The sequence below is a fragment of the Catellatospora tritici genome, assembly GCF_019083965.1.
Taxonomy (GTDB): Bacteria; Actinomycetota; Actinomycetes; order Mycobacteriales; family Micromonosporaceae; genus Catellatospora; species Catellatospora tritici.
Map to the genome: position 1 here is coordinate 1 of NZ_JAHRCY010000015.1, position 22,325 is coordinate 22,325.

The window sequence follows — 22,325 nt, forward strand, 5'->3', positions numbered from 1 at the left end:
AGCCGCGCCCGCCGCACCCAGTCCGCACCGTACTCACCCGCGATCGACGACAGATCGACCGACACCGCGACCCGACCCGCACCCGACGCGTCCACCGCCTGCGCCGACACCAGCAGACCGGTCACACCGGCCGCCTTCGCCGCATCCCGACTCGCCAGCGCGACCCTCATCCGCGACCCGGCAGCCGAGTGCGAACCCGAGCCGGCCGCCCGAGCCACCCACACCGGCAGGCCACCAGCACGCACCTTCAGCGGTGCGGCATCCGCAGATCCCGCCACACCCGCGGTGAGGTCGACGATCGAGGTGCCGGCCGCCGGCCACTCGACCTTCGGCGCACGCCACGGCCTCGACGTGTCGTCACGCGCCGACCTGACCGCAGGCTTCGCCGGAGGCGTACCCAACGGCGGATGCTCAAACCGCTGCACATCAGGACGGCTCGGCTCCGCCATCGCCGGCGGAGCAGGCATCACCGTCAACGACCCACCGACCACAACCGAAGCCGCGACCAGCACACCCAGCAGGCGCGCAGTACGTTGACGAGCAGATCTATTCGATGGACGAGTTTCGATGAACAGTGAGCTGGGCGCAGTTGTCCCATTCTCAGCCATTTAAATCCCCCGTGGATACAGGCAAGATGTCGACGGCACGCTATCTCAACCACATATCGCCCAACAAGACCTACCGATCAGCACACGGCTGCCAACTCGTCACACGGTTCAGCGCGGCCGCATCCGGCAACAAAACCACATAGCGGAAAGTTCGGACTTAAGAGCCGGGTCACTTCGCGTGTCAACCGAGACCGTGGCCGCGTACGAAGCCTGGGCCGCCGAGGAGGGGCACGCCACGCCGCTGCGGCGACTGGCGGAGGAGGCAACGACCGGGTCCTGCGACCCTTGGGCGCGCGCCCGCGACACCGCACACGGATAAGCCAACGCTCCGCCCGGATCCGGATCCGGGCGGAGCGTTGGTTCAATCGCCTTTGAGAGTGGCTCCGATTCCGCCTGCGGCCACTCTCGTCACTTCCTAGGTCAAGGGAGTCCTGGAAGAGACGAACCCTATCTCCGCCAGTCCATCCAGGAACACGTCCAGGTCAATGTTTAGCTTCTCTGAAACAGCGAACAGATTCGAAGGCAGCGGGAATAGGACCTTGCGCTCATACCAGTGTTCCGTGGTGTACCGGATTTGTCCGTCTATAATGGATTTCCCATTTTCTATGATGACACTACCGCGCACGTAGACATAGGGTGGTCCATCGCCGCTATCCTTGGGGTCCATGCCGGCCGCAACACCCTTGCCGATTGCCGCGAGCGGAACCCCGAGTTGCACATTGCCGACGCTCACGCCGCCCACCGCATCGGATAGATGCTCTACTCCAGCCTGGTCGTCGCCTTTGTAGAAGCTATTCAATGCAGCTGCCACCTGAAGGAACGGCTCGCTGGGAGCAATAGCGGATTCGATGAGCGTGTTTCCCACCACGTCGATCGGAGTGTTCGGAGTGCCGGCGCAGGCGCTCACCGACATACCTCCCATGGCGCTGCACACGAACGCCTGGAATCCCTGCGGCCCCTCGACACCGACACTTCTGCCGACGCAGATCCCAGCTTCCATGCACTTGAGCTGGGTCATCGCATCACCGATGGTGAAGTCCATAGACCCCCGATATCCCCAGTTACTCTTCAAGTGCCAGTACTGTTCGGGAGTCAGCTTCTTTCCGAAGATGCGAAGATCGCGCACCGGGTTGCGCTTCGGGTGACGGTCGATGTACTGGTGCGACCCGTCCGACTTGGTGATCCTCGTCGACAGGCAGTCGTCGTCCTCGCAGACCGCCAGACCGGTCGGGTCGGCGTGACTGACAGGGCTGTTACCGGCGTAGGCGTAGCCGCCGAGCTGGTTGACGTCCGTCGGCTCGAAGACTGGGTCGAGGCTGATGAATCGCCCGATGGCTGGGTCGTACTGACGGGCGCCGACCAGGTTGAGGCCCGTGCTCGTGTCGACCGGCAGGCCCAGGAAGCCGTGGCTGTCCGGCCACTGGGTCGGCTGGGTGCCGCGCGGGCCGCCGAACGGCGTGAACGATCGCCAGGCCGGGTTCTGACCGTTACGGTCCACTGACAACGACTGGGTGCCCTGAGTGTTGGCGACCAGATAGCTGTACGCCGTGGCGGTCGTTCCGGTCCGGACAGCGCTGACACCCCCGGGACCGGTGTAATAGCGCTTCCCGGTCTTCACCCCGTTGGTGGTGTTGAGGGTGAGTTCCTGACCGGGCAGGTACACCGTGACGCTGCCGGGACTGCGCTGGACCAGTGTCTGCCCGTTGACATCGTAGGAGTAGGTCGACGCCTGGTTGACGCCGCCTGGGTCGACGCTGACGAGCTTCCCCTGACTGTTCCAGGTCATGGTCTGGGTGCCCGCCGCCGTGGTACGCGTGGCGGTGTTGCCCGCGGTGTCGTAGGTGTAGCTGCTGGGCGAGCCGTTCGGCCCGACCACGCTAACCGAGTTCAGGGTGTGCGGCTGGGTGACTCCGGTCGGGTAGACGTAGGTGGAGGTCGTGTTACCGCCGGACTGGCCGACCAGCGCGTGCTTGGTCTCAGCGGCGCGGTCCCCCCGGCTGTTGAAGGTCCAACTGGTCCAGTACGGGTCGATGCCACCGACGGTGGCGTTCGATCCGGTGACCGCCACGTCGGCCGCGCAGTCGTCCGTGGCTGTCCAGGCCGCGGTCAGGCGGCCCAGCAGGTCATGGTCGAAGCACTGCGTCTCGGTGGTGGTGCCGTTGCGCTTGTTCACGATCGCGGAGACCGTGCCCGCGGGCAGCGTACGGTAGGTGACCTCGTCCACCGGGATGTTGCCGGTCCGGTCGACGTGCGCGCTGTTCAGGCGCAGATCGTGGTCGTCGTAGGTGGGCGTCAGGTAGAAGGCGTTGGTGCTGGTGTTCATCTGCACCTGGGAGACCAGGCCGAACTGGTTGTAGGTGGTGGTGTTGACGTAGCTGCCGAGCAGGCTCGTCGTGCTGGTCGGCAGGTCGAGCAGGTTGTAGTTGAAGTTGACGGTCTCCGCGGGCAGCGCCCCGGTGGTCAACGGGTAGTCGATCTTCTTCAGCAGACCGTTGACGAGGCTGTACGTATTGGCGAACGTGTAGTCACCGGCCAGGGCGCCGTTGCGCGGGTCGGCGGGGATGCTGACGGTGGTCGACTTCGGCTGGTACCGGTTGGTGTAGCCGCTCACGGTGTTGACGTAGGCGTAGCCGTTGTCGTAGCTGGTCGACGAGGCCGGCTGCCCGATGCCGTTGGTGATGCTGGTCGAGTCGTAGGACCACGAGGAGAGCAACGGCGCCGAGGCGTTCGTGCCGTCGTAGGTGGCCGCCGGCCGGTTGAGCGCATCGTACTGCCGGAAGATGCTCTTGCCACGGCTGTCGGTGGTGAGGGTCAGGTTGCCGTTGGCGTCGTACGTCATGTGCGTCGCGCCGGCGTCCGGGTCCGCCTTGTCGGTGGCCCGGCCCAACATGTCGAAGGTGGTGGTCCAGGTGTTGGGCACCGTGGCGCTGTCGGTCACGGTGGACGGGTTGCCGCGCTGGTCGAAGCCGTAGGTCAGCTTGGTGAAGGCGCCACCGGTGACCTGACCGTTCACCACGCTCGGAGCGGCCGTGTACGAGTCCAGCTCGACCGTGCGTCCCAGCGCGTCGACGATGGTAGTCACCGGCGTCGAGCCGTTCGGGCCGATGACCGTGGTGCGGTCACCGCCGTACACGGTCTGGGTCTGCCACTTCGTGACGCCCATCCGCCGCGACTGGTCCAGGACGATTCGCCCGAGCCCGTCATAGGTGAACAGGTTCAGGTTGGGGATCAGGTTGTCCTGGCCCGCGAGTGGGAAGAGCGTGGTGCTGGGTGCGGAGGCGTCGTAGTAGCTGTGCACAGACCTGACCACCCAGCCGTGGCTGTCGTAGCTGGTGTCCTCGATGAGTCGCCCACCGGTCACCGACTGCGACTGCACCTGACGCGGTCGGACGAGCGCGTCGAGCAGCTGTACCGACGTCCGGTAGGAGCCGTTGTCGTTCATCGTCTTCGTGGTGATCGCCGACGGCACGGTGTTGGAGACGTCGTACTGGAAGGCGTGGTTCGCCGGGTTCGTCATGGTGTTGTTGCCGGGCAGCCACACGCCGGTCAGCCGACCCAGCGGGTCGTAACCCAAGTCGACTTCGAGGGTGTTCGCGTCCACCGTCTTCGTGTTGAGCCCGCGAGCCGGGTTCACGGTCGTGGTGTTCGCCTGCCCGAGCGGGTTGGTCGCCAGCACCGAGGTCGTCAAGCCATTGGTCTCGGTGTAGGTGGTGGTGGCCGGAGCGTTGCCGTTGGCATCGATGACCGACACGACCCGCCCGAAGCTGTCGAAGCCCTTCTTCGCCACGGTCTGGTACTGGAAGGCACCTCCGCTGTAGCCGGTGGCGGTACGCATCATGGTCACGTTGCCGAAGGTGGGCGTGGTGCCCTGCGGCCACGTCGTGTTGAAGGCGGGATCGTCGTAGTAGTTGCGGATGTTGCTCACGACGTCGGCGGGACGGCTCACCGATGTGGGCGCGGTCAGCCCGTTGACTCCGCTGCCGCCGCAGGGCTTGGCGTCCTTTTCCGTCTCGGTGGGCAGGCCCAGCAGATTCAGGCTGATGTTGGCGGGCGCGTAGGTGAAGGACGTGCAGGTCGCCTGCGACGGCACCGCGAGGTCGCCGTGGTCGTACACGAACTTCGCCAGACCTGTGGTCGTGTCGTAGGTGGTCTCGGTCTTGGTGGTGCGCCAGGTCGTCGGGGTCGACGAGGTGATCGCGGTGGTGTCGTACGTGGCCACCGTGCGGTTGAGCTTCGCGGTCAGCGCGGACAGCCCGGTACGGGCGCGGGTCGCCGTCGCGGCACCGACCCAGTAATCGGTCACCGAAGCCGAGACCGGCACGCCGCCGTCGCCGAGGTACGTGACCGTCTCTCGGGGCGAACCGGCCAGTTCCTCCTGGTCGGTCACACTGGTCGCCGGCCCGCCGGTCGGCCAGGTCACGTCTGAAGACAGGGCGACGGTGCCGCCAACGCCCCGGAAGTAGCGCGTCTCCGACAGCGTCTTCTGGTCGGTTCCGGAGCCGGTGCGGGTGCGAACGGTGGCATAACCGCGCCACTGGCCGTAGGTGCGGTACTTGGCCTTGGTCAGCTCGTTGTCGTCGATGTGCCAGGCCGGATCGCCCACGTACTGGTACGCGGTGGAGACCGGGGGCGCGCCACCCGTCACGTCCTGCGCCTCGATCGAGGTGACGAGGTACTTGTGGAACCAGTCGAGTTTCTGCTGGGTCTGGCCTTCCGGGGTCCAGTAGACCGGGTAGCAGAGGCTGGTGTTGGTCGCCGGGTTGATCGTGACCGGAGCGGTGCACTGCTGGCCGGTGTAACCGACCAGGATCTTGGCGCCGGTCTCGGTCTTGATCTCGGTGATGCGCTGGTGGTTCATCGCCGGGGCGAAGTCGGCGGTGTCGACCCGGTTGGGCATGTTCGACCCGGTGAACGTCACCGGGAGTGCCGCCAGGTCGCCGCCGACATTGCCGGTCCGGATGATCGTCGACAGCCACAGTGATGGGCTGGTGGTGTCCTGGGTCGCCGGGAAGGTGTGGGTCAGGGCGTAGGTGTCGACGGCACTATAGGCGGTGCCGTTCCAGATCTGGGTGACAATCGAGGTCAACCGCAGCCGGGACCAGAACGTCACCGAGTGCACGTTGCAGACCGCGCCGGAGTTGCAGTTCAGGTCCGCGTACGGGGTGTCAGGCCAGTTCGACGGCGTCGAGGTGATGTTGCTGCACCCCGTGCCGGTGGCCACGCACCGCTCGGAGGTGTTGAACTGCACCCGCGCCGGAGCACTGCCCGCATACGGGGTCGGGTCCACGATCCCGTAGTCGATGTGGTCCAACTCGCCGCTACGGACATAGGAGACACCGGTCGTGCCGCCGTTCTGACCGTAGTAGTTCGTCCGCGCGTTGTAGAAGTACGCCGTCGCGTTGTGATGCACGTCCACGACGTAGTCGAGGTTCCAGCGGTACGCCATCGTGCACAGATGGTTGGTCTTGGAATAGCACGGATCACCCGAGTACGGGCTGTACACCGGCTGCGTCCACGCCGAGTTCGTCACGGCCTTGCCCGACACCCAGCCGGGCAGCTGGTTACGGCCGAAGTAGTACTGCGTCCCGTCCTGCGTAGTGATCTTCCAGTACAGGCCGTCGAACGTCCCGTTGATCCCCAACGTTCGAACCTGCTCCACCTTCTCACCATTGTCGTTGGAGAGCTTCCACTTCGCCGACGTCGCGTCGTAGACCAGGTCACCAGAGATCGAACCAGCACTCACGTGCACGATCTGCCCTGCCCAGCAGGAGTCGGAGGTGTTCTTCGCCGTGCCCTGCGGGTTGTCCTTGCAGCTCACATACGTCTGCTCGATAGAACCCGGGGTGTAGTCCCAGCCGTCACCGACCCAGGAGGACTGACTGTTGGTCGACACCATCTTCCCGTCGACCGACTGCGAACTGTACGACAGCGCGACTGACGGACCAGGGCCACCAGGAACCGGCGGCACCGCGATGGGGTACGAGTAAGAGAACCCACCTGAGCTGCCACCGGCCGACCACGAACCGCTCGGCGCCAACGACGTCGCCGTGTAGTCACCGGCGTTGCTCGTCGGCGCGGTCAGCGACGCCAGCACCACCATGCCGGAAGCCCCGGCCGTGCCATCAGCACTCGACACGGCAGCCGTCCGCCGGGCCGCGCTCATCGGCGCGTCCAGGGTCACCGTCGCGGTCACCGTCTGCGACTTCGCATCCACACTCGTGGGAACAGGAGTCTGCACCTGGCACGCGGGCACCGACGGCGTCGTCAACGCACATGCGGGCAACTGCGCAAGCCGCGCCCGCCGCACCCAGTCCGCACCGTACTCACCCGCGATCGACGACAGATCGACCGACACCGCGACCCGACCCGCACCCGACGCGTCCACCGCCTGCGCCGACACCAGCAGACCGGTCACACCGGCCGCCTTCGCCGCATCCCGACTCGCCAGCGCGACCCTCATCCGCGACCCGGCAGCCGAGTGCGAACCCGAGCCGGCCGCCCGAGCCACCCACACCGGCAGGCCACCAGCACGCACCTTCAGCGGTGCGGCATCCGCAGATCCCGCCACACCCGCGGTGAGGTCGACGATCGAGGTGCCGGCCGCCGGCCACTCGACCTTCGGCGCACGCCACGGCCTCGACGTGTCGTCACGCGCCGACCTGACCGCAGGCTTCGCCGGAGGCGTACCCAACGGCGGATGCTCAAACCGCTGCACATCAGGACGGCTCGGCTCCGCCATCGCCGGCGGAGCAGGCATCACCGTCAACGACCCACCGACCACAACCGAAGCCGCGACCAGCACCCCGAGCAGGCGGCCAGCACGTTGACGAGCAGATCTCTTGAATAGAAGTGTTTCGATGAGATGCGAGCTGGGCGCAGTTGTCCCATTCTCAGCCATTTAAATCCCCCGTGGATACAGGCAAGATGTCGACGGCACGCTATCTCACCCGCATATCGCCCAACAAGGCCTACCGATCAGCACACGGTTGCTAAGTCGTCACGCAGTTCAGCGTGACCGCATTCGGTCAAACGACATCGAGGACCACTCACTCCTCGCCGCAGGCCTTCGAGGCCGGCGGGAGTACGCCGCCGCACCACAATGGAGCAGTGTGAACCTCCGCCAGCATCTTCGTATCCATCGAAGAACAGCGGGTGACGCCGCGCGGGGGCGGCGGAGCCTGTGGAGGTGGGAAGCGGTTTCAGTTCGGGTGGGCGCGGGCGTTCATCAGCGCGGCCCGCAGCAAGGCCGATCCAGGCCGAGCACGACGCGGACCGGACCGCGGCCGGGGACATCGGGCCGCGCTGGCGTACGCGCTGATCCCGAGCGCGGAGAACAAGGCCAAGGTGTGGGCGGAGCTGACCGCTTCGCAGAACCCGGCCAACTGGCGCAACCGGGCGCTGGTGATGGGGTTCCAGCACCCCGTGCAGGTGGAGCTGACCCGGCCCTACACGGCGAAGTTCTTCGCCGACGCCGATGCGGTGTGGGCGGCCCGGGACAGCGAGCCCGCGCAGGAGTTCATGGTGCTGGGGTACCCGGTGATGGACGTGTCGCCGGAGGCGTTGCGGCGTACGAGAAGTGGGCGGCCGAAGAGGGGCACGCAACGCCGCTGCGGCGGCTGGTGGCCGAGGGAAACGACCGGGTTCTACGGGCGTTGAGCGCCCGGACCCGCGACACTGCGCAAGGATGATCAATGCTTCCTGCGAACAGGACTCCGCCGGAAGCATGGTTGAAGATTGGCAATGAGTGGCCCATCGATTGTATCCGCGGCCACTCATTGCCGTCACGGGGACGTGGGTGAGGAGGCAGTACCGTCCCCCGCACCCACGTCCAGGCTCGCCCGATCCGTGAACCGATCCAATCGGCGATCAGCGGCCGAGTATGTAAGGCGCCAACAGTTCTTCCAGCCGCCTGTCCGACAGCTGGCCTCCAAGCGCGAACCCTTGCCATTCCAATGCTTCGTGCATGACCAAGAGCGGAATATTAAATGTGGGAACCAGAAGAAACATCAACTGCGGGGCCGTGTCGCCTGCCTTGAGCTTCGGCAGCACTTTGTTCATCAAGGTGACCACGGAAACCTCTCCCGCGGCCATCGCGGCGACTTCTGACTTCAGCTGCTCATACGGTTCCATAGCCCAGTCCTTCAGTACGCGGCAATGGTTACTGGAATCATGGTGGGCGGTCGCTCGAACACTACGTTGATTGATGTGAACGAACCTTGTTCCTTGCTCCACACCAAGCTCTCGAAACGGACTTCGGTGAAGCCGTACTTCGCCGCCATCCGCCCTGTGAACGTACTCTGCGCAGCTGCTTGCGGTGACGCGCCGTCTCGCAGCGCTTGATTGAATGCGAGAGTGTTGTCCTTCAGCCCTTCGCCATTTCGCCAGACGCCCCGGATGCCCTTGATTCCGTTCACACCGAATGCCTCAACGGCTTCCCGGAACATGGTACCGCCGCTCGGCGTCGTCCCGCCTTCTTTGTCCGCCTTGATGTAAAGATTAACCACATCTTCCGCGTCGAGCTCTGCCAATATGCCGTAGTTGCCATTCATATAGGCGTTATATTCGCGCGGCTTCACCCGCGGAGGCCCCTCACCCTCCGCCATCATGAAGACCATGCCGAAGAGTTCGAGGTAGTCCTTGACGCCCACCTCACCCGTTTGCGTCGGCAACTCAATCGGCTTGCACCCGAATACGGCAGCGGTCGTACCGCACTCCTTCAGCCACCACTCGAACTCCGAATTCGGGTCACCAGCATTACAGATATCGAAGTGCTTGTCACACGGATCGACATTGTTTGCGGGTGGCGGGCCCGATCCTCCGCAGGCGGTTCCGCACTTATGGCCAGGGCCTCCGGTGCCCTTACCGTCGAGGCCGTTACCGTCGTGCAGATGGCCGTCGCCGCAGGGGGTTCCCGGGTCGTCGCGGCACAAGCCGGTGGGATCGCTGTGGCTGATCGGGCTGTTACCCGCGTACGAGTAACCGCCGAGCTGGTTGGTGTCGGTGGCTTGGAAGACCGGGTCAGGGCTGATGAACCTGCCGGTGGTCGGGTCGTACTGGCGGGCGCCGATGAGGTTGAGCCCGGTGGTGCTGTCGGTGGGCTTGCCGAGGAACCCGTGCGTGTCCGGCCACAGGGCCGGCTGGGTGCCTCTGGGTCCGCCGTACGGGGTGAACGGTTTCCAGCTGGGGTTCTGGCCGGTGCGGTCCGTCGACAGGGTCGCGGTGCCCTGATTGTTGCTGATCAGGTAGCTGAAGGCGGTGGATGTGGTGCCGGTGCGGACGGCGGTCACGCCGGCGCCGGAGTAGTACCGCTTGCCGCTGGTGACGCCGGTGAGCGTGTTGAGGGTCAGTTCCTCGCCGGGCAGGTACACGGTGACCATGCCGGGTCCGCGCTGGACCAGGGTGTTGCCGCTGCTGTCGTAGGTGTAGGTCGAGACCGCCGACCCGCTGTTCTTGTCGACGGCGGCCAGCTTGCCGACGCTGTTGAACGTCATCGCCTGGTTGCCGTTGGCGGTGGTGGTACGGGTGGCGGTGTTACCGGCGGCGTCGTAGGTGTAGCTGCTGGGTGAGCCGTTCGGGCCCTGGACGGTGACCGAGGTCAGGGCGTGCGGCTGGGTGCCGCCGCTGGTCGGGTAGTTGTAGGTGGAGGTCGTGTCCCCACCGCTCTGCCCGACCAGCGCGTGCTGGACCTCCTGCGACCGGTCGCCCCGGTCGTTGAACGTCCAGCTGGTCCAGTACGGGTCGATCCCGCCCACGGTCGCGTTCGAGCCGGTGACCGCCACGTCGGCGGCGCAGTCGTCGTTGGCCGTCCACGCCGCGGTCAGGCGGCCGAGCAGGTCGTGGTCGAAGCACTGGGTCTCGGTGACCGTGTCGTTGCGCTTGTCCACGATCGCGGTGACCGTGCCCCCGGGCAGCGTCCGGTAGGTCACGTCGTCGACGTGGACGCCGCCGGTGCGCTCCACGTGCGTGCTCGCCAGACGCAGGTCATGGTCGTCGTACATGGGGGTCAGGTACGACGCGTTGGTGCCGGTGTTCATCTGCACCTGCGACACCAGACCGAAGTCGTTGTACGTCGTGGTGTTGATGTAGGCGCCGAGCAGGCTGCTCGTGCTGGTCGGCAGGTCCAGCCCGTTGTAGCCGAAGTTCACCGTCTCCGCCGGCAGCGCACCGGTGGTCGCCGGGAACGCGACCTTGGTCAGCAGACCGTTGGTGAGACTGTACGTATTGGTGAACAGATAACTACCCGCCAGGGTGCCGTTGCGCGGGTCGGCAGGAATGTTGACCGTGGTCGACGTGGGCTTGTACCGGTTGGTGTAGCCGCCGACGGTGGTGGTGTAGGCGTAGCCGTTGTCGTAGCTGGTCGACGACGCCAGCTGCCCCAGCCCGTTCGTGATCGTCGTTGAGTCGTAGGACCACGACGCCAGCAGCGGTGATGAGGCGTCAGGGCCGTCGTAGAGGTTGGTCTGGCGGTTGAGCGCGTCGTAGGTGTGAGAAACAGTCTTATTCCGGCTGTCCTTGCTCATGAGCAGGTTGCCGTTGGCGTCGTAGGTCAGATGTGTCGCGCCGGTGTCAGGGTCGGTCTTGTCCGTGACCTGGCCGAGCAGGTTGAACGTCGATGTCCAGGTGTTGGCCGGGGTCGCGCCGTCGGTGACCGAAGACTGGTTGCCACGCAGGTCGTAGCCGTAGGTCAGCTTCGTGAAAGACCCACCGGTGACCTGCCCTCCGACCACCGACGGCGCCGCCGTGTAGGAGCGCAGCTCCACCGCGCGACCGAGCGCGTCCGCGATCGAGGTCACCGGCGTGGAACCGGGCGGGCCGAAGACCGTGGTGCGGTCACCACCGTAGACGGTCTGCGTCTGCCACTTCACCACCCCCGCCCGCTGCGACTGACCCAGCACCACGCGGCCGGCGCCATCGTAGGTGGTCAGGTCCTCATCGAGCATCAGGTTGTCCTGGCCGCGCAGGTCCACCAGGGTGCTGCTCGCCGCGCTGGCGTCGTGGTACTTGTGGATGGTCTTGACCACCCAGCCGTGGCTGTCATAGAAGGTGTCGTCGACCAACCGGCCGCCCGTCGGCGACTGGCTCTGCACCTGGCGCGGCCGGGTCAGCGCGTCGAACAGCGACACCGAGACCCGGTACGAGCCGTTGTCGTTCATCGTCTTCGTGGTGATCGCCGACGGCACCGTGTTGGAGATGTCGTACTGGAAGACGATGCTCGCCGGGTTGGCGGTGTTGTTGTTGCCCGGCAGCCATACGCCGGTCCGACGACCGAGCTGATCGTAGCCGAGGTCGGTTTCAAGGTTGTTCGGGTCGAGAACCTTGGTGATGGCACCGCGCGCCGGATCCAGCGTGGTGGTCACGAACTGGCCGAGCGCGTTGGTGGACTTCACCTGGGTGGTGAGACCGTTGGTCTGGGTGTAAGTGACCGTCGCGGGCGCGTTGCCGTTGGCGTCGGTCACGGCGATGCTGCGGCCCCGGCTGTCGTAGCTCGTCTTCGAGCCGGTCTGGAACTGCCAGCTGCCACCCGTGTAGTCGTAGGCAGTTCTGACCATGGTGACGTCGCCGTTCGAGGGCGGGTTGGCCTGCGGCCAGGTGGTGTCGAACGCCGGATCGTTGTAGTAGTTGCGAACCTTGCTGACCACATCGGCAGGCCGGTTCAGGCTGGTCGGTGCGGTGAGCCCGTTGACGCCACCGCCGCCGCACGGCTTGGCGTCCTTCTCCCTTTCCGAGGCGAGGTTGACCAGGTTCAGACCGGTGTTCGCCGCCGCATACGTGATGGTGGTACACGTCGACTGTGACGGCACCGCCAGATCACCATGGTCGAAGACCACCTTCGGCAGGCCGGTGGCAGTGTCGTAGGTCGTCTCGCTCTTCGTCGTACGCCATGTCGTCGGCGTCTGCGAGGTGATGGCGGTAGTGGCATAGGTGGCGACGGTGCGCTGGATCTTCGCCGTCAGGTCGGGCACACCGCTGCGGGTCCGAATCGCCGAGGCGGCGCCGATCCAGAAATCGCTCGCCGAAGCCGAGATGGCAGGGCCGCCGTCGCCGAGATAGGTGACGACCTCACGGACGGTACCGGAGAGCTCTTCGCTGTCGGTGACGCTGACGGCAGGACCTCCCGTAGGCCAGGTGACATCGGGTGACAGGCTGACAGTGCCGCCCATGCCGCGGAAGTAGCGGGTCTCGCTGAGCGTCTTCTGGTCCGATCCCTCGCCGGTGCGGGTTCGCACTGCGGCGTAGCCGCGCCACTGGCCGTAGGTGCGGTACTTGGCCTTGGTCAGCTCGTTGTCGTCGAGGTGCCACGCCGGGGCGCCGACATACTCGTACGCGGTGGCCTTCGGCGGCGCATAGCCGGTCGGGTCCTGCTCGGCGATGGTGTTGACCAGGTATTTGTTGAACCAGTCGAGCTTTTGCTGGGTCTGGCCTTCCGGAGTCCAGTAGACCGGGTAGCAGAGGCTGGTGTTGGTCGCCGGGTTGATCGTGACCGGAGCGGTGCACTGCTGGCCGGTGTAACCGACCAGGATCTTCGCACCCGTCTCGGTCTTGATCTCCGTGATGCGCTGGTGGTTCATCGCCGGGGCGAAGTCGGCCGTGTCCACCCGGTTGGGCATGTTCGACCCGGTGAACGTCGTCTGCGGAAGTGACAGGTTGCCGCCGACGTTGCCGGTGCGGGTGATCGTCGACAGCCACAGCGACGGGCTGGTGCTGTCCTGGCTGGCCGGGAACGTGTGGGTCAGCGCGTACGTGTCGACCGGGCTGTAGGCGGTGCCGTTCCAGATGTTGGTGACGATCGAGGTGAGCCGCAGACGGGACCAGAACGTCGGCGAGTGCACGTTGCAGACCGCGCCGGAGTTGCAGTTCAGGTCCGCGTACGGGGTGTCGGGCCAGTTCGACGGCGTGGTGGTGATGTTGCCGGCGTTGCAGGCGGTGCCGGTGGCCACGCACCGCTCGGAGGTGTTGAACTTGATCCGCGCCGGAGCGCTGGTCGAATACGGCGTCGGGTCGACCATGCCGTAGTCGATGTGATCGAGTTCGCCGCTACGGATGTAGGAGACCCCGGTCGTGCCGCCGTCCTGACCGTAGTAGTTCGTGTAGGCGTTGTAGAAGTAGCCGGTGGCGTTGTGGTGCGTGTCGACCACGTAGTCGAGGTTCCAGCGGTACGCCATCGTGCACAGGTGGTTGGTCTTGGAGTAGCACGGGTCGCCCGAGTACGGGCTGTACACCGGCTGCGTCCACGCCGAGTTCGTCACCGGCTTACCCGACACCCACCCCGGCAGCTGGTTGCGGCCGAAGTAGAACTGGGTCCCGTCCTGCGTGGTGATCTTCCAGTACAGGCCGTCGAACGTCCCGTTGATCCCCAGCGTCCGGACCTGCTCGACCTTCTCACCGTTGTCCGACGACAACTTCCACTTCGTCGGCAGACTCGCGTCGTACACCAGGTCGCCAGACGTCGAGCCGAAGCTGACGTGCACGACCTGCCCGGCCCAGCAACTGTCCGAGGTGTTCTTCGCCGTGCCCTGCGGATTGTCCTTGCACGTCACATACGTCTGCTCAACAAAACCCGGCGTGTAGTCCCAACCGTCGCCCACCCACGAGGACTGGCTGTTGGTCGACACCATCTTCCCGTCGACCGACTGCGAACTGTACGACAACGCCACCGACGGACCGCCACCACCGGGAACCGGCGGCACCGCAACCGGATACGAGTACGAGAACCCACCCGAGTTTCCACCAGCCGACCACGAACCACTCGGCGCCAACGACGTCGCCGTGTAGTCACCAGCATTGCTGGTCGGCGCGGCCAGCGAGGCCAGTACGACCATGCCGGAAGCCGCGGCAGTGCCGTCTGCGCTCGCCGCGGCAGCCGATCGCTGGGCGACACCGGTCGGTGCGGAGCCGAGGGTGACTGTCGCGGTCAACGTCTGCGACTGCGCGTCCACGTTGGTGGGGACAGGGGTCTGCACTTGGCACACGGGTTCGGACGGCGTGGTCAGCGCGCACGCGGGCAACTGCGCGAACCGCGCCCGACGTACCCAGTCCGCCCCGTACTCACCCGCGATGGACGACAGGTCGAGGGTGACCGCCACCCTACCCGCGCCTGCTCCGCTCACCGCCTGCGCGGACAGCAGAAGGCCGGTGACGCCGGCAGCTTTCGCGGCCTCCCGGTCGGCAAGTGTGACCTTGATACGAGAGCTGCCTGCCCCGCGCGTAGCGGCGCCTGCGGCATGCGCGACCCACACGGGTAGCGTGCCGGCCCGAACCTTGAGTGCCGCTCCAGCGGCAGTCGCGGTGGCCGCGTCGGTCCCGAGATCGACGATGGAGCTGCCCGCTGCGGGCCACTCGACCTTCGGCGCACGCCACGGCCTCGACGTGTCGTCACGCGCCGACCTGACCGCAGGCTTCGCCGGAGGCGTACCCAACGGCGGATGCTCAAACCGCTGCGCATCAGGACGGCTCGGCTCCGCCATCGCCGGCGGAGCAGGCATCACCGTCAACGACCCACCGACCACAACCGAAGCCGCGACCAGCACCCCGAGCAGGCGGCCAGCACGTTGACGAGCAGATCTCTTGAATAGAAGAGTTTCGATGAAATGCGAGCTGGGCGCAGTTGTCCCATTCTCAGCCATTTAAATCCCCCGCGGATACAGGCAAGATGTGGGCGGCACGCTATACGAGACAGTGATCGTCAACAAGGCCTAGCGGACACACGCACAGTTGCTCTATCGTGACGCAGCTTGGCGCCACGGGGGAGCCATTCACAATTGAAGCCATATCAGACTGAACCGACCCTTCAGGTCGGTCCGATCGGTATGGCTGCTCATGCACGCCCTCGTGGCTACACCCTGCCAACGGCGGGAACGGCTCCGCCGACCCACGAGGAGATGTAGTGCGATCACTTCACATTGGAGTGCCGCGGCGCAGCAGATGGCTGTCGGCCGCGTTGCCGCTCGTCCTGGCCACGCTCGGCGTGGCCGCCACTGGAAATCCGGTCTCCGCGGCCGGACAACCCGCCGCCAAACCGGCACAGCCCGCCCGGCCCACCGACGCCATGGCGGTCGCGGCGACCAAGGCCCGCTCCACCGGCCGTGCCGTCGAGGTCACGGCGTTGACCACCCAGACCTCCCGCACGCTGGCCGACCCTGACGGCACCACGACCCTGGAGCTCAACGCGCAGCCCGCGCGTGTGCTGCGCGATGGTGCTTGGGTCGGCCTCGACGCCTCGCTGGTCCGCAACGCCGACGGCACCTGGAGCCCGAAGGCGACGGTGAGCAACCTCACCCTCTCCGGCGGCGGCAGTGCACCGTTCGCCAAGATGACCAATGAGGACAGCAGTCTGGCCATGTCGTGGCCGGGCACTCTGCCCGAGCCGACCGTGTCCGGGGCCACCGCCACCTACCACGACGTGCTGACCGGCGTCGATCTGGCGGTCACCGCGAATGTCGGCGGCGGGTTCTCGCATGTCCTGGTCGTGCACGACGCCGCCGCGGGGGCGCGCGTCAGCAGCCTGCGTCTGCCGATCACCGCTGATGGCGTGACCGTTTCAGCCGACACCGCCGGCAACATCACCGCCGTCGACAAGGCCGGGCACCTGCGTTTCTCCGCGCCGACGCCGACGATGTGGGACTCGGCCACCACAGCCGACCTGACCGGCACCGACCGGACCAACGCCGACAAGGCTGTCACGGCGGGCGTCGCCCCGGCGCGCTCGGGCGTCCGCGAGCCGGGCGCGGCCGCCAGGGTCGACCGCCTGGCGGTCACGGCGAAGCAGGATGCGATCACGCTGACCCCGCCCGCGGCCGCACTGACCGGCGCCAACGTGCACTACCCCCTGTACCTGGACCCGACCTGGAACTCGGAGCCGGTCAACAAGAACGCGTGGACCTACGTCAACAGCTACTACCACGACACCGAGTACTGGAACAGCTCCGACTGGGCCAGGGTCGGGTTCCAGGGCTGGGACACCCCGAACTTCAAGGCTCGCTCGTTCTTCAGGTTTGCCATCCCGAGCAAGATCTGGTCGCAGCAGATCTACTCCGCGACACTGGAGACCAAGGAGGTGTGGTCCGCGACCAGCGCGAGCTTCGACGTCGACCTGAACCACATCAGCAACTCCAGCGCGGCGATCAGTTCCGGCACCAACTGGGACAACCAGCCTGCCAAGGGAAACCTGATCTCGACGAAGACCGTTCCGGGTGACTGGAACGCGGCCGGGACCGAGAACCCCATGCAGGTCGACTTCAACATGACCAGCGAGATCGTGTCGGCGGCCGCCGGGCGATGGTCGTACACGGTCGTCGGGCTCTACAACCAGACCGAGACCAACCGGGACGCCTGGCGCAAGTTCGAGAACAACCCGAAGCTCGTCATCAAGTACAACTCCAAGCCGAGCACGCCGAGCAACTATCTGACCCAGCCGTACACCGCGTGCACCGCCACGCCGGACAGCGTGGTCGGCAACACCTCGGTGACGTTCAACGCCAAGGTCAGCGACGCCGACGGCACGCTCAACCCGCTGGTCACCACGTTCACCATCACCGACGTGACCGCCGAGCCGGACGTGGTCACCACGGTCACCCAGTCGGTCGGCAGCGGCTCGACCGCCACGATCACCGAGCCGTCGTCGTTCTTCGTCGACGGTCACACCTACACCTGGTCGGTGCGGACCAACGACGGGTTCATCGACAGCGACAGCACGCCCACCTGCCGGTTCGCCGTTCAGAAGACGGCTCCGGGCGCGCCGAACGTCTCCGCCTCGTTCCCCTCGGGGCCGAACGCCGGGACGACCGCGACCTTCACCTTCAGCGCGGGCGGCGGCGGCACTCCGGCGACCTACGTGTGGGGGCTGAACATGTTCCCGCCGGTCACCACGACCGGCCCGGTCATGCCGCAGAACAACTGGGGCACCGTCACCGCGGGCACGCCCAGCGTCACGGTCCCGCTGAACCGCATCGGGCCGAACACCCTCTACGTGTACGCCATCGACGCGGCCAAGAACACCAGTGCCCTGCAGACCTACCAGTTCTTCGCCGGGCCCCGGTCTACGCCGGACCCGTACAGCGACTTCACCGGTGACGGCCGGGCCGACGTGCTCCTGGTCGGCGACGCCGCCAACCCGGGCCTGTGGCTCTACCCCAGCACCGACAAGGCCGGGCACGTCACCACCACCGGCATCCAGGTGGGTGGCGTCGGCACCGCCTTCCAGGGCGGGACCGGCACCACCGGCGACTGGGTGGGCAGCAGCGTGTCGCCGGGCGACTTCAACGGCGACGGCGCCCAGGACATCCTGGTCCGCCTTCCGAACGCCAACATCTCGGGCAGCAACACCGAGATCATCCTCGGTACCGGCGACGGAACCCCGTTCGACACCCGGGACGCCAACCGGGTCATCTCGGTCAACCTGCCGAACACCGATGACCAGAACTTCAACTACCAGACCGTCGCCCAGGTGGTCGCGACACCGGACAACCAGTTCGACGGCGTCGGGCTCGGCGTGCCATACCTGAAGGACCTGTACGCCGTCGTCGGCGACAACCTCTACCTCTACCCGCCGAGCGGCCTGGCCGCGGGCGACGTCGACGTGCCCGTCCTGATCAGCAGTGGCTGGACCGGCAAGACGATCACCGCTGCCGTCTGCCAGACCGGCTGCCCCACCTTCTACGCCCGTACCGACACCTCCGGCGCCCTGGCCCGGTGGGCCGGTACCACCTTCAACAGCTCCACCGGCGAGCAGGGCATCCCCGCCGGTCACGCCACGAGCACCTCGTACAGCCTGTCCACCAGCGGATACCCCGCCGGCAGCGCTCCAGTGGTCGTCGGCGCCGACATCGACGTCGACGGTCGGCCGGACATGTGGCGGACCACCGGCGCGAACGCCCTGCAGGCCTACCTCTACAGCACCGACACCAGCTTCGCCACCGCGGTGAGCAACCCGGTGCTCGCGCAGGGCCCGACGCTTGTCGGCGACTGGGAGTTCGGCGAGCAGACCGGCAGCATCGGCAACGACTCCAGCATGTACCGCCGCAAGGCGACGTTGTCCGGTAGCGCCACCTTCGTCACGACCGGGCACAACGCCGAGGACGGCGGCGCGGTCCACCTCAACGGCACTGCCGGTGCCGCGACGGTGACCACGCCGATCCTGCGTACCGACAGGTCCTTCACGGTCGGCGCCTGGGTGAAGCCCGCGACGACCACCGGGTACATGGCCATCCTGGGCCAGGTGGGCACCACGAACTCCGGCGCGCTGCTGCAGTTCGTGCCCGGCTCCGGCTGGGCGCTGACCAACCACCTCACCGACACTGTCAGCCCGACCACCAGCCGGGTGACCTCCGGCATGGCCTACGTCAGCACCACCAGCTGGCAGTACGTGGTTGGCCAGTACGACGCGACCGCGCACACCATGGCGCTGTTCGTCAACGGGGCGAAGGTCGGTCAGATCAACTCCACGGTGAGCTGGAACGCGGGCGGCAACTTCCTGATCGGCCACGAGCACTTCGGCAACGCCGAGATCTCGAACTTCAACGGCGACATCGACAACATCCAGGTGTACCAGGGCCTGCTGCCCGCGAACCAGATCCGGGTGCAGTACAGCCACAACGCGGTCAACCGGGACTACGACGCGGACGGCAACACCGACATCTTCGCCCGTCATGCCACCACGAACGACATGTGGCTGTACAAGAGCAACGGTGCCGGCAGCTTCAGGTTCGCCGAGCAGAACGTGGCCTGGCCGAACTGGTGGATGTACGACATCACCGTCCCGGTCAGCGACTTCGACGGTGACGGCCTGCCGGACCTGCTCGCCCGCAAGCCCAGCACCGGCGAGCTCTGGCTGTACCGGGGCAACGGCGTCGGCGGGTTCAAGGCCTCCCAGCAGATCGTGATCGCTACCGGTTGGAACGCCTTCGACGCCATCACCGGGGCCGGTGACCTCGACGAGGACGGCTACCCCGACGTGCTGGCCCGTAACGCCACCACCAAGGACGTCTGGGTGTACCTGGGTAACGGCGCCGGCGGGTTCAAGACCGGCCAGCAGTATGTGGCCGCGTCCGGCTGGGGCGGGTTCGACATGATCGTCGCGCCCGGCGACTTCGACGAGGACGGGCATCTGGATCTGATCGTGCGCAACAGCACGACCAAGGACCTGTGGCTCTACCCGGGTGACGGCACCGGTCGACTCAAGACCGGCGCCCAGACCAAGATCGCGACCGACTGGTCGTCCTACAACGCCGTCATCGGGACCGGTGACTTCGACGAGGACGGGCACGTCGACCTGGTCGCCCGCAAGGCCGCCAACGGCGACATGTGGTGGCACAAGGGCAACGGCAACGGCGGGCTGAAGACCGGCCAGGAGGTGATGGTCTGGTCGGGTTGGTCGTTCTTCAACCAGGTCTTCTGACAGGTCTTCTGACAGGTCTTCCAGACCGTCCAGCATGAACGGCGGGGCCCGTCGGCACATAGTGCCGACGGGCCCCGCTCGTTGTCAGGGGGCGGGCGTCGCCTCGGGCGCCGACAGCACCCGGTCCAGTTCCGCGCCCAGCCGCCCGGCCAACGTACGGCTGTAGGTCGCGGTGACGTGGTTGGTGTCGCGGTACACCAGCACCTCGCCGATGACCGGCGCACAGGGGTCGCTGGGGCAGACGGCCCCGGTCAGGTCCAGCAGGTCCACCCCGGGCAACCCCTCGGCAGCCCGCACCTGCGGCAGCGACGCGTCCAGCGCGGGCTTGCGCGGGAACCCGCACCTGGTCAGCTCGTGCCAGTGCCGGGCCACGCAGTCCGGGACGTCGATCACCGGAATCGGGGTGTCGCGCAGCATCACCACCCGGGTGCCCTGGCCCGCCAGTCCGCTGAAGCTGGCCCGCAGCGCGCTCTCGAGCGCCGCGGTGTTGTCCGCGCCGTTCAGCAGGCGGCCGTCGCGGAAGATCCGGTAGGAGGTGCTGGCGGTGGCCACGATCAGGTCGGGCCGGGCGGGACCGGTCAGCGCCGCGCGCACGCCGGCGTTCCACTCGGTGCACGCGTCGAACGGCTTGCCACGCAGCGCCACCGTCTCGGCGAACGGCGGGCACGACCCCTTGAGGTACGTCGTCACGTGCCAGTGCCGCTGCTCGGCGACCACGGCCAGGGCCGGAAACCACTGCGCGGCGTGTGAGTCGCCCACCAGCGCGACCGTGCGGATCGCGTCGGCGGGGCCGTAATCGCAGGTCTTGACCTCGGTTTCGGCACCGGCGGACAGGCACGAGTCCGCGTAGACCCGCGCCACGTCGTCGCGGGCATCCATCGGATCCGGCGTCACCGCCTCGACCCGGTCCACCACCACGCCCGCGACCGGGGAGGCGTCGAGCGCCTGTGCGCCCGCGGCACCGTCGACGGGACGGCTGCTGGGCAGCATGGCCGCCTGGAAGCCCACCGCGACGAGGGTCGGCAGCAGGGTAAGGGCCAGGCCGAGCGCGATCGCGCGCGACGGGCGCGCGGCCAGCCTCGGGCTGAGCCGGACCGGGTTCTCCACGAACCGGTACGTCAGCACGGCGGGTAGCACCGACACGCACACCACCGCCAGGCCCTGCAACGCGCCGAGCTTGCCGAACATCGACTCGGCGGTCATCAGCAGCGGCCAGTGCCACAGGTACAGCGAGTAGGAGATCGCGCCGATCGCCCGCACCGGTCGCAGCCCGAGCAGGCGCACCGGCCCGAGGCTGCCCGCGGCCAAGCCGCCCGCGAGCACCGCGCCGGTGCCCAGGGTGGGCAGCAGGGCCGCGTACCCGGGGAAGGGGGTGGTGGATTTGATCAGGAGAGCGGACCCGAGCACCAGGGCGAGTCCGGTCCAGGCCAGCCCGGCCGCGATGCGGGCGGGCAGTTTGGCCAGCGAGGCTGTCGTGATCGCCAGCGCGGCGCCGACCGCGAGCTCCCACAGCCTGGTCGGCGTCACGAAGTAGGCGCGGGCGGGGTCGGTCTGGGTCAGGTACACCGAGTACAGCAGCGAGGGCACGCCGATCAGGGACAGCCCGATGAGGTAGTAGCGCCGCAGCGGGTTGCGGCGGTGGCTGCCCCGGCGCCCGGCCAGCCATGCGCCGACGATCAGCAGCAGTGGCCATACCAGGTAGAACTGCTCCTCGACGGCGAGTGACCAGAAGTGCTGCAGCAGGCTCGGCGCGTCGTCGTTGGCCAGGTAGTCCACCGCCTGGGCGGCCAGCCGCCAGTTCATCGCGTAGCAGGCGCTGGCGACCACGTCGAACGCGGTGCCGCGCCAGCGCGTCGCCGGGAGCAGGAAGTAGGTCAGCGTCAGGGTGGTGGCCAGCACCAGGGCCGCGGCGGGTAGCAGCCGCTTGGCGCGCCGCGCGTAGAAGGCGGTGAGGGAGATGCGACCTTTGCGGTCCTGCTCGGCGACGAGCAGCCCCGTGATCAGGAAACCGGAGATCACGAAGAAGACGTCGACCCCGACGAACCCGCCCGAGACCCCCGGCAGGCCGGCGTGGGCCAGCAGCACCAGCCCGACCGCCACGGCCCGCATGCCCTCGATATCGCCACGAAACCCGTGCCCGGGGCGCGGGGCACTGTCCTTGCCAAGCTCAGCCATGACCGTCTTCCCCGTGCCGACCGTCGGCGGCACGGAGGGGTGACGCGACGAAACTCGCTCGTAAACCCCGACACGTTAGCAGGCCACGGGACCGTCGACCCGCCCTCGGCGGACCGGGGGACGGCAGCGGCCCATCCGGGAACGGCTCG

The 22,325-nt window shown here is 67.0% G+C and carries 7 protein-coding genes; 2 read left to right on the forward strand and 5 right to left on the reverse strand.

The window, feature by feature from the left end; translation table 11 throughout:
- Together KUA19_RS28660 and KUA19_RS28665 are read right to left on the reverse strand one after the other, a co-directional pair.
- On the reverse strand, positions 1 to 608 hold a 608-nt coding region (locus KUA19_RS28660; RefSeq protein WP_217400784.1), incomplete at its 3' end, for an alpha-amylase family protein.
- Between the two features lie 415 nt (positions 609 to 1,023).
- The gene (locus KUA19_RS28665; protein WP_217400786.1) at positions 1,024 to 7,023 is read right to left on the reverse strand and encodes an RHS repeat domain-containing protein; all 6,000 of its coding nucleotides are present in this window, start codon (positions 7,021 to 7,023) and stop codon (positions 1,024 to 1,026) included.
- Positions 7,024 to 7,760: 737 nt separating this feature from the next.
- On the opposite strand from KUA19_RS28665, the gene KUA19_RS28670 reads away from it, so the two are divergent.
- Entirely contained in the window at positions 7,761 to 8,264 is a 504-nt protein-coding gene (locus KUA19_RS28670; protein WP_217400787.1) for a hypothetical protein, read from the forward strand.
- Positions 8,265 to 8,474: 210 nt separating this feature from the next.
- On the opposite strand, the gene KUA19_RS28675 is transcribed toward KUA19_RS28670, so the two are convergent.
- Together KUA19_RS28675 and KUA19_RS28680 are read right to left on the reverse strand one after the other, a co-directional pair.
- Positions 8,475 to 8,738, reverse strand: coding sequence for a hypothetical protein (locus KUA19_RS28675; RefSeq protein WP_217400789.1), 264 nt, complete (start codon positions 8,736 to 8,738; stop codon positions 8,475 to 8,477).
- 11 nt (positions 8,739 to 8,749) lie between these two features.
- A complete protein-coding gene (locus KUA19_RS28680; RefSeq protein ID WP_217400791.1) occupies positions 8,750 to 14,692 on the reverse strand; it encodes an RHS repeat domain-containing protein in 5,943 nt (1,980 codons plus the stop codon).
- A gap of 800 nt (positions 14,693 to 15,492) precedes the next feature.
- Between KUA19_RS28680 and KUA19_RS44680 the strand changes: the two genes are divergently transcribed.
- The gene (locus KUA19_RS44680) at positions 15,493 to 20,001 is read left to right on the forward strand and encodes an FG-GAP-like repeat-containing protein (protein ID WP_217400793.1); all 4,509 of its coding nucleotides are present in this window, start codon (positions 15,493 to 15,495) and stop codon (positions 19,999 to 20,001) included.
- Between the two features lie 84 nt (positions 20,002 to 20,085).
- Here KUA19_RS44680 and KUA19_RS28690 read toward each other — a convergent pair whose 3' ends face one another.
- Positions 20,086 to 22,176: an acyltransferase family protein gene (locus KUA19_RS28690; protein ID WP_217400795.1), complete on the reverse strand. Its 2,091-nt coding sequence runs from the start codon at positions 22,174 to 22,176 to the stop codon at positions 20,086 to 20,088.
- Between the last annotated feature and the right edge of the window lie 149 nt (positions 22,177 to 22,325).

Bases quoted from the DNA above. Each gene is read 5' to 3' on its own strand.
- KUA19_RS28675 (WP_217400789.1), bottom strand. From the start codon at position 8,738: ATGGAACCGTATGAGCAGCTGAAGTCAGAAGTCGCCGCGATGGCCGCG.
- KUA19_RS28690 (WP_217400795.1), bottom strand. From the start codon at position 22,176: ATGGCTGAGCTTGGCAAGGACAGTGCCCCGCGCCCCGGGCACGGGTTT.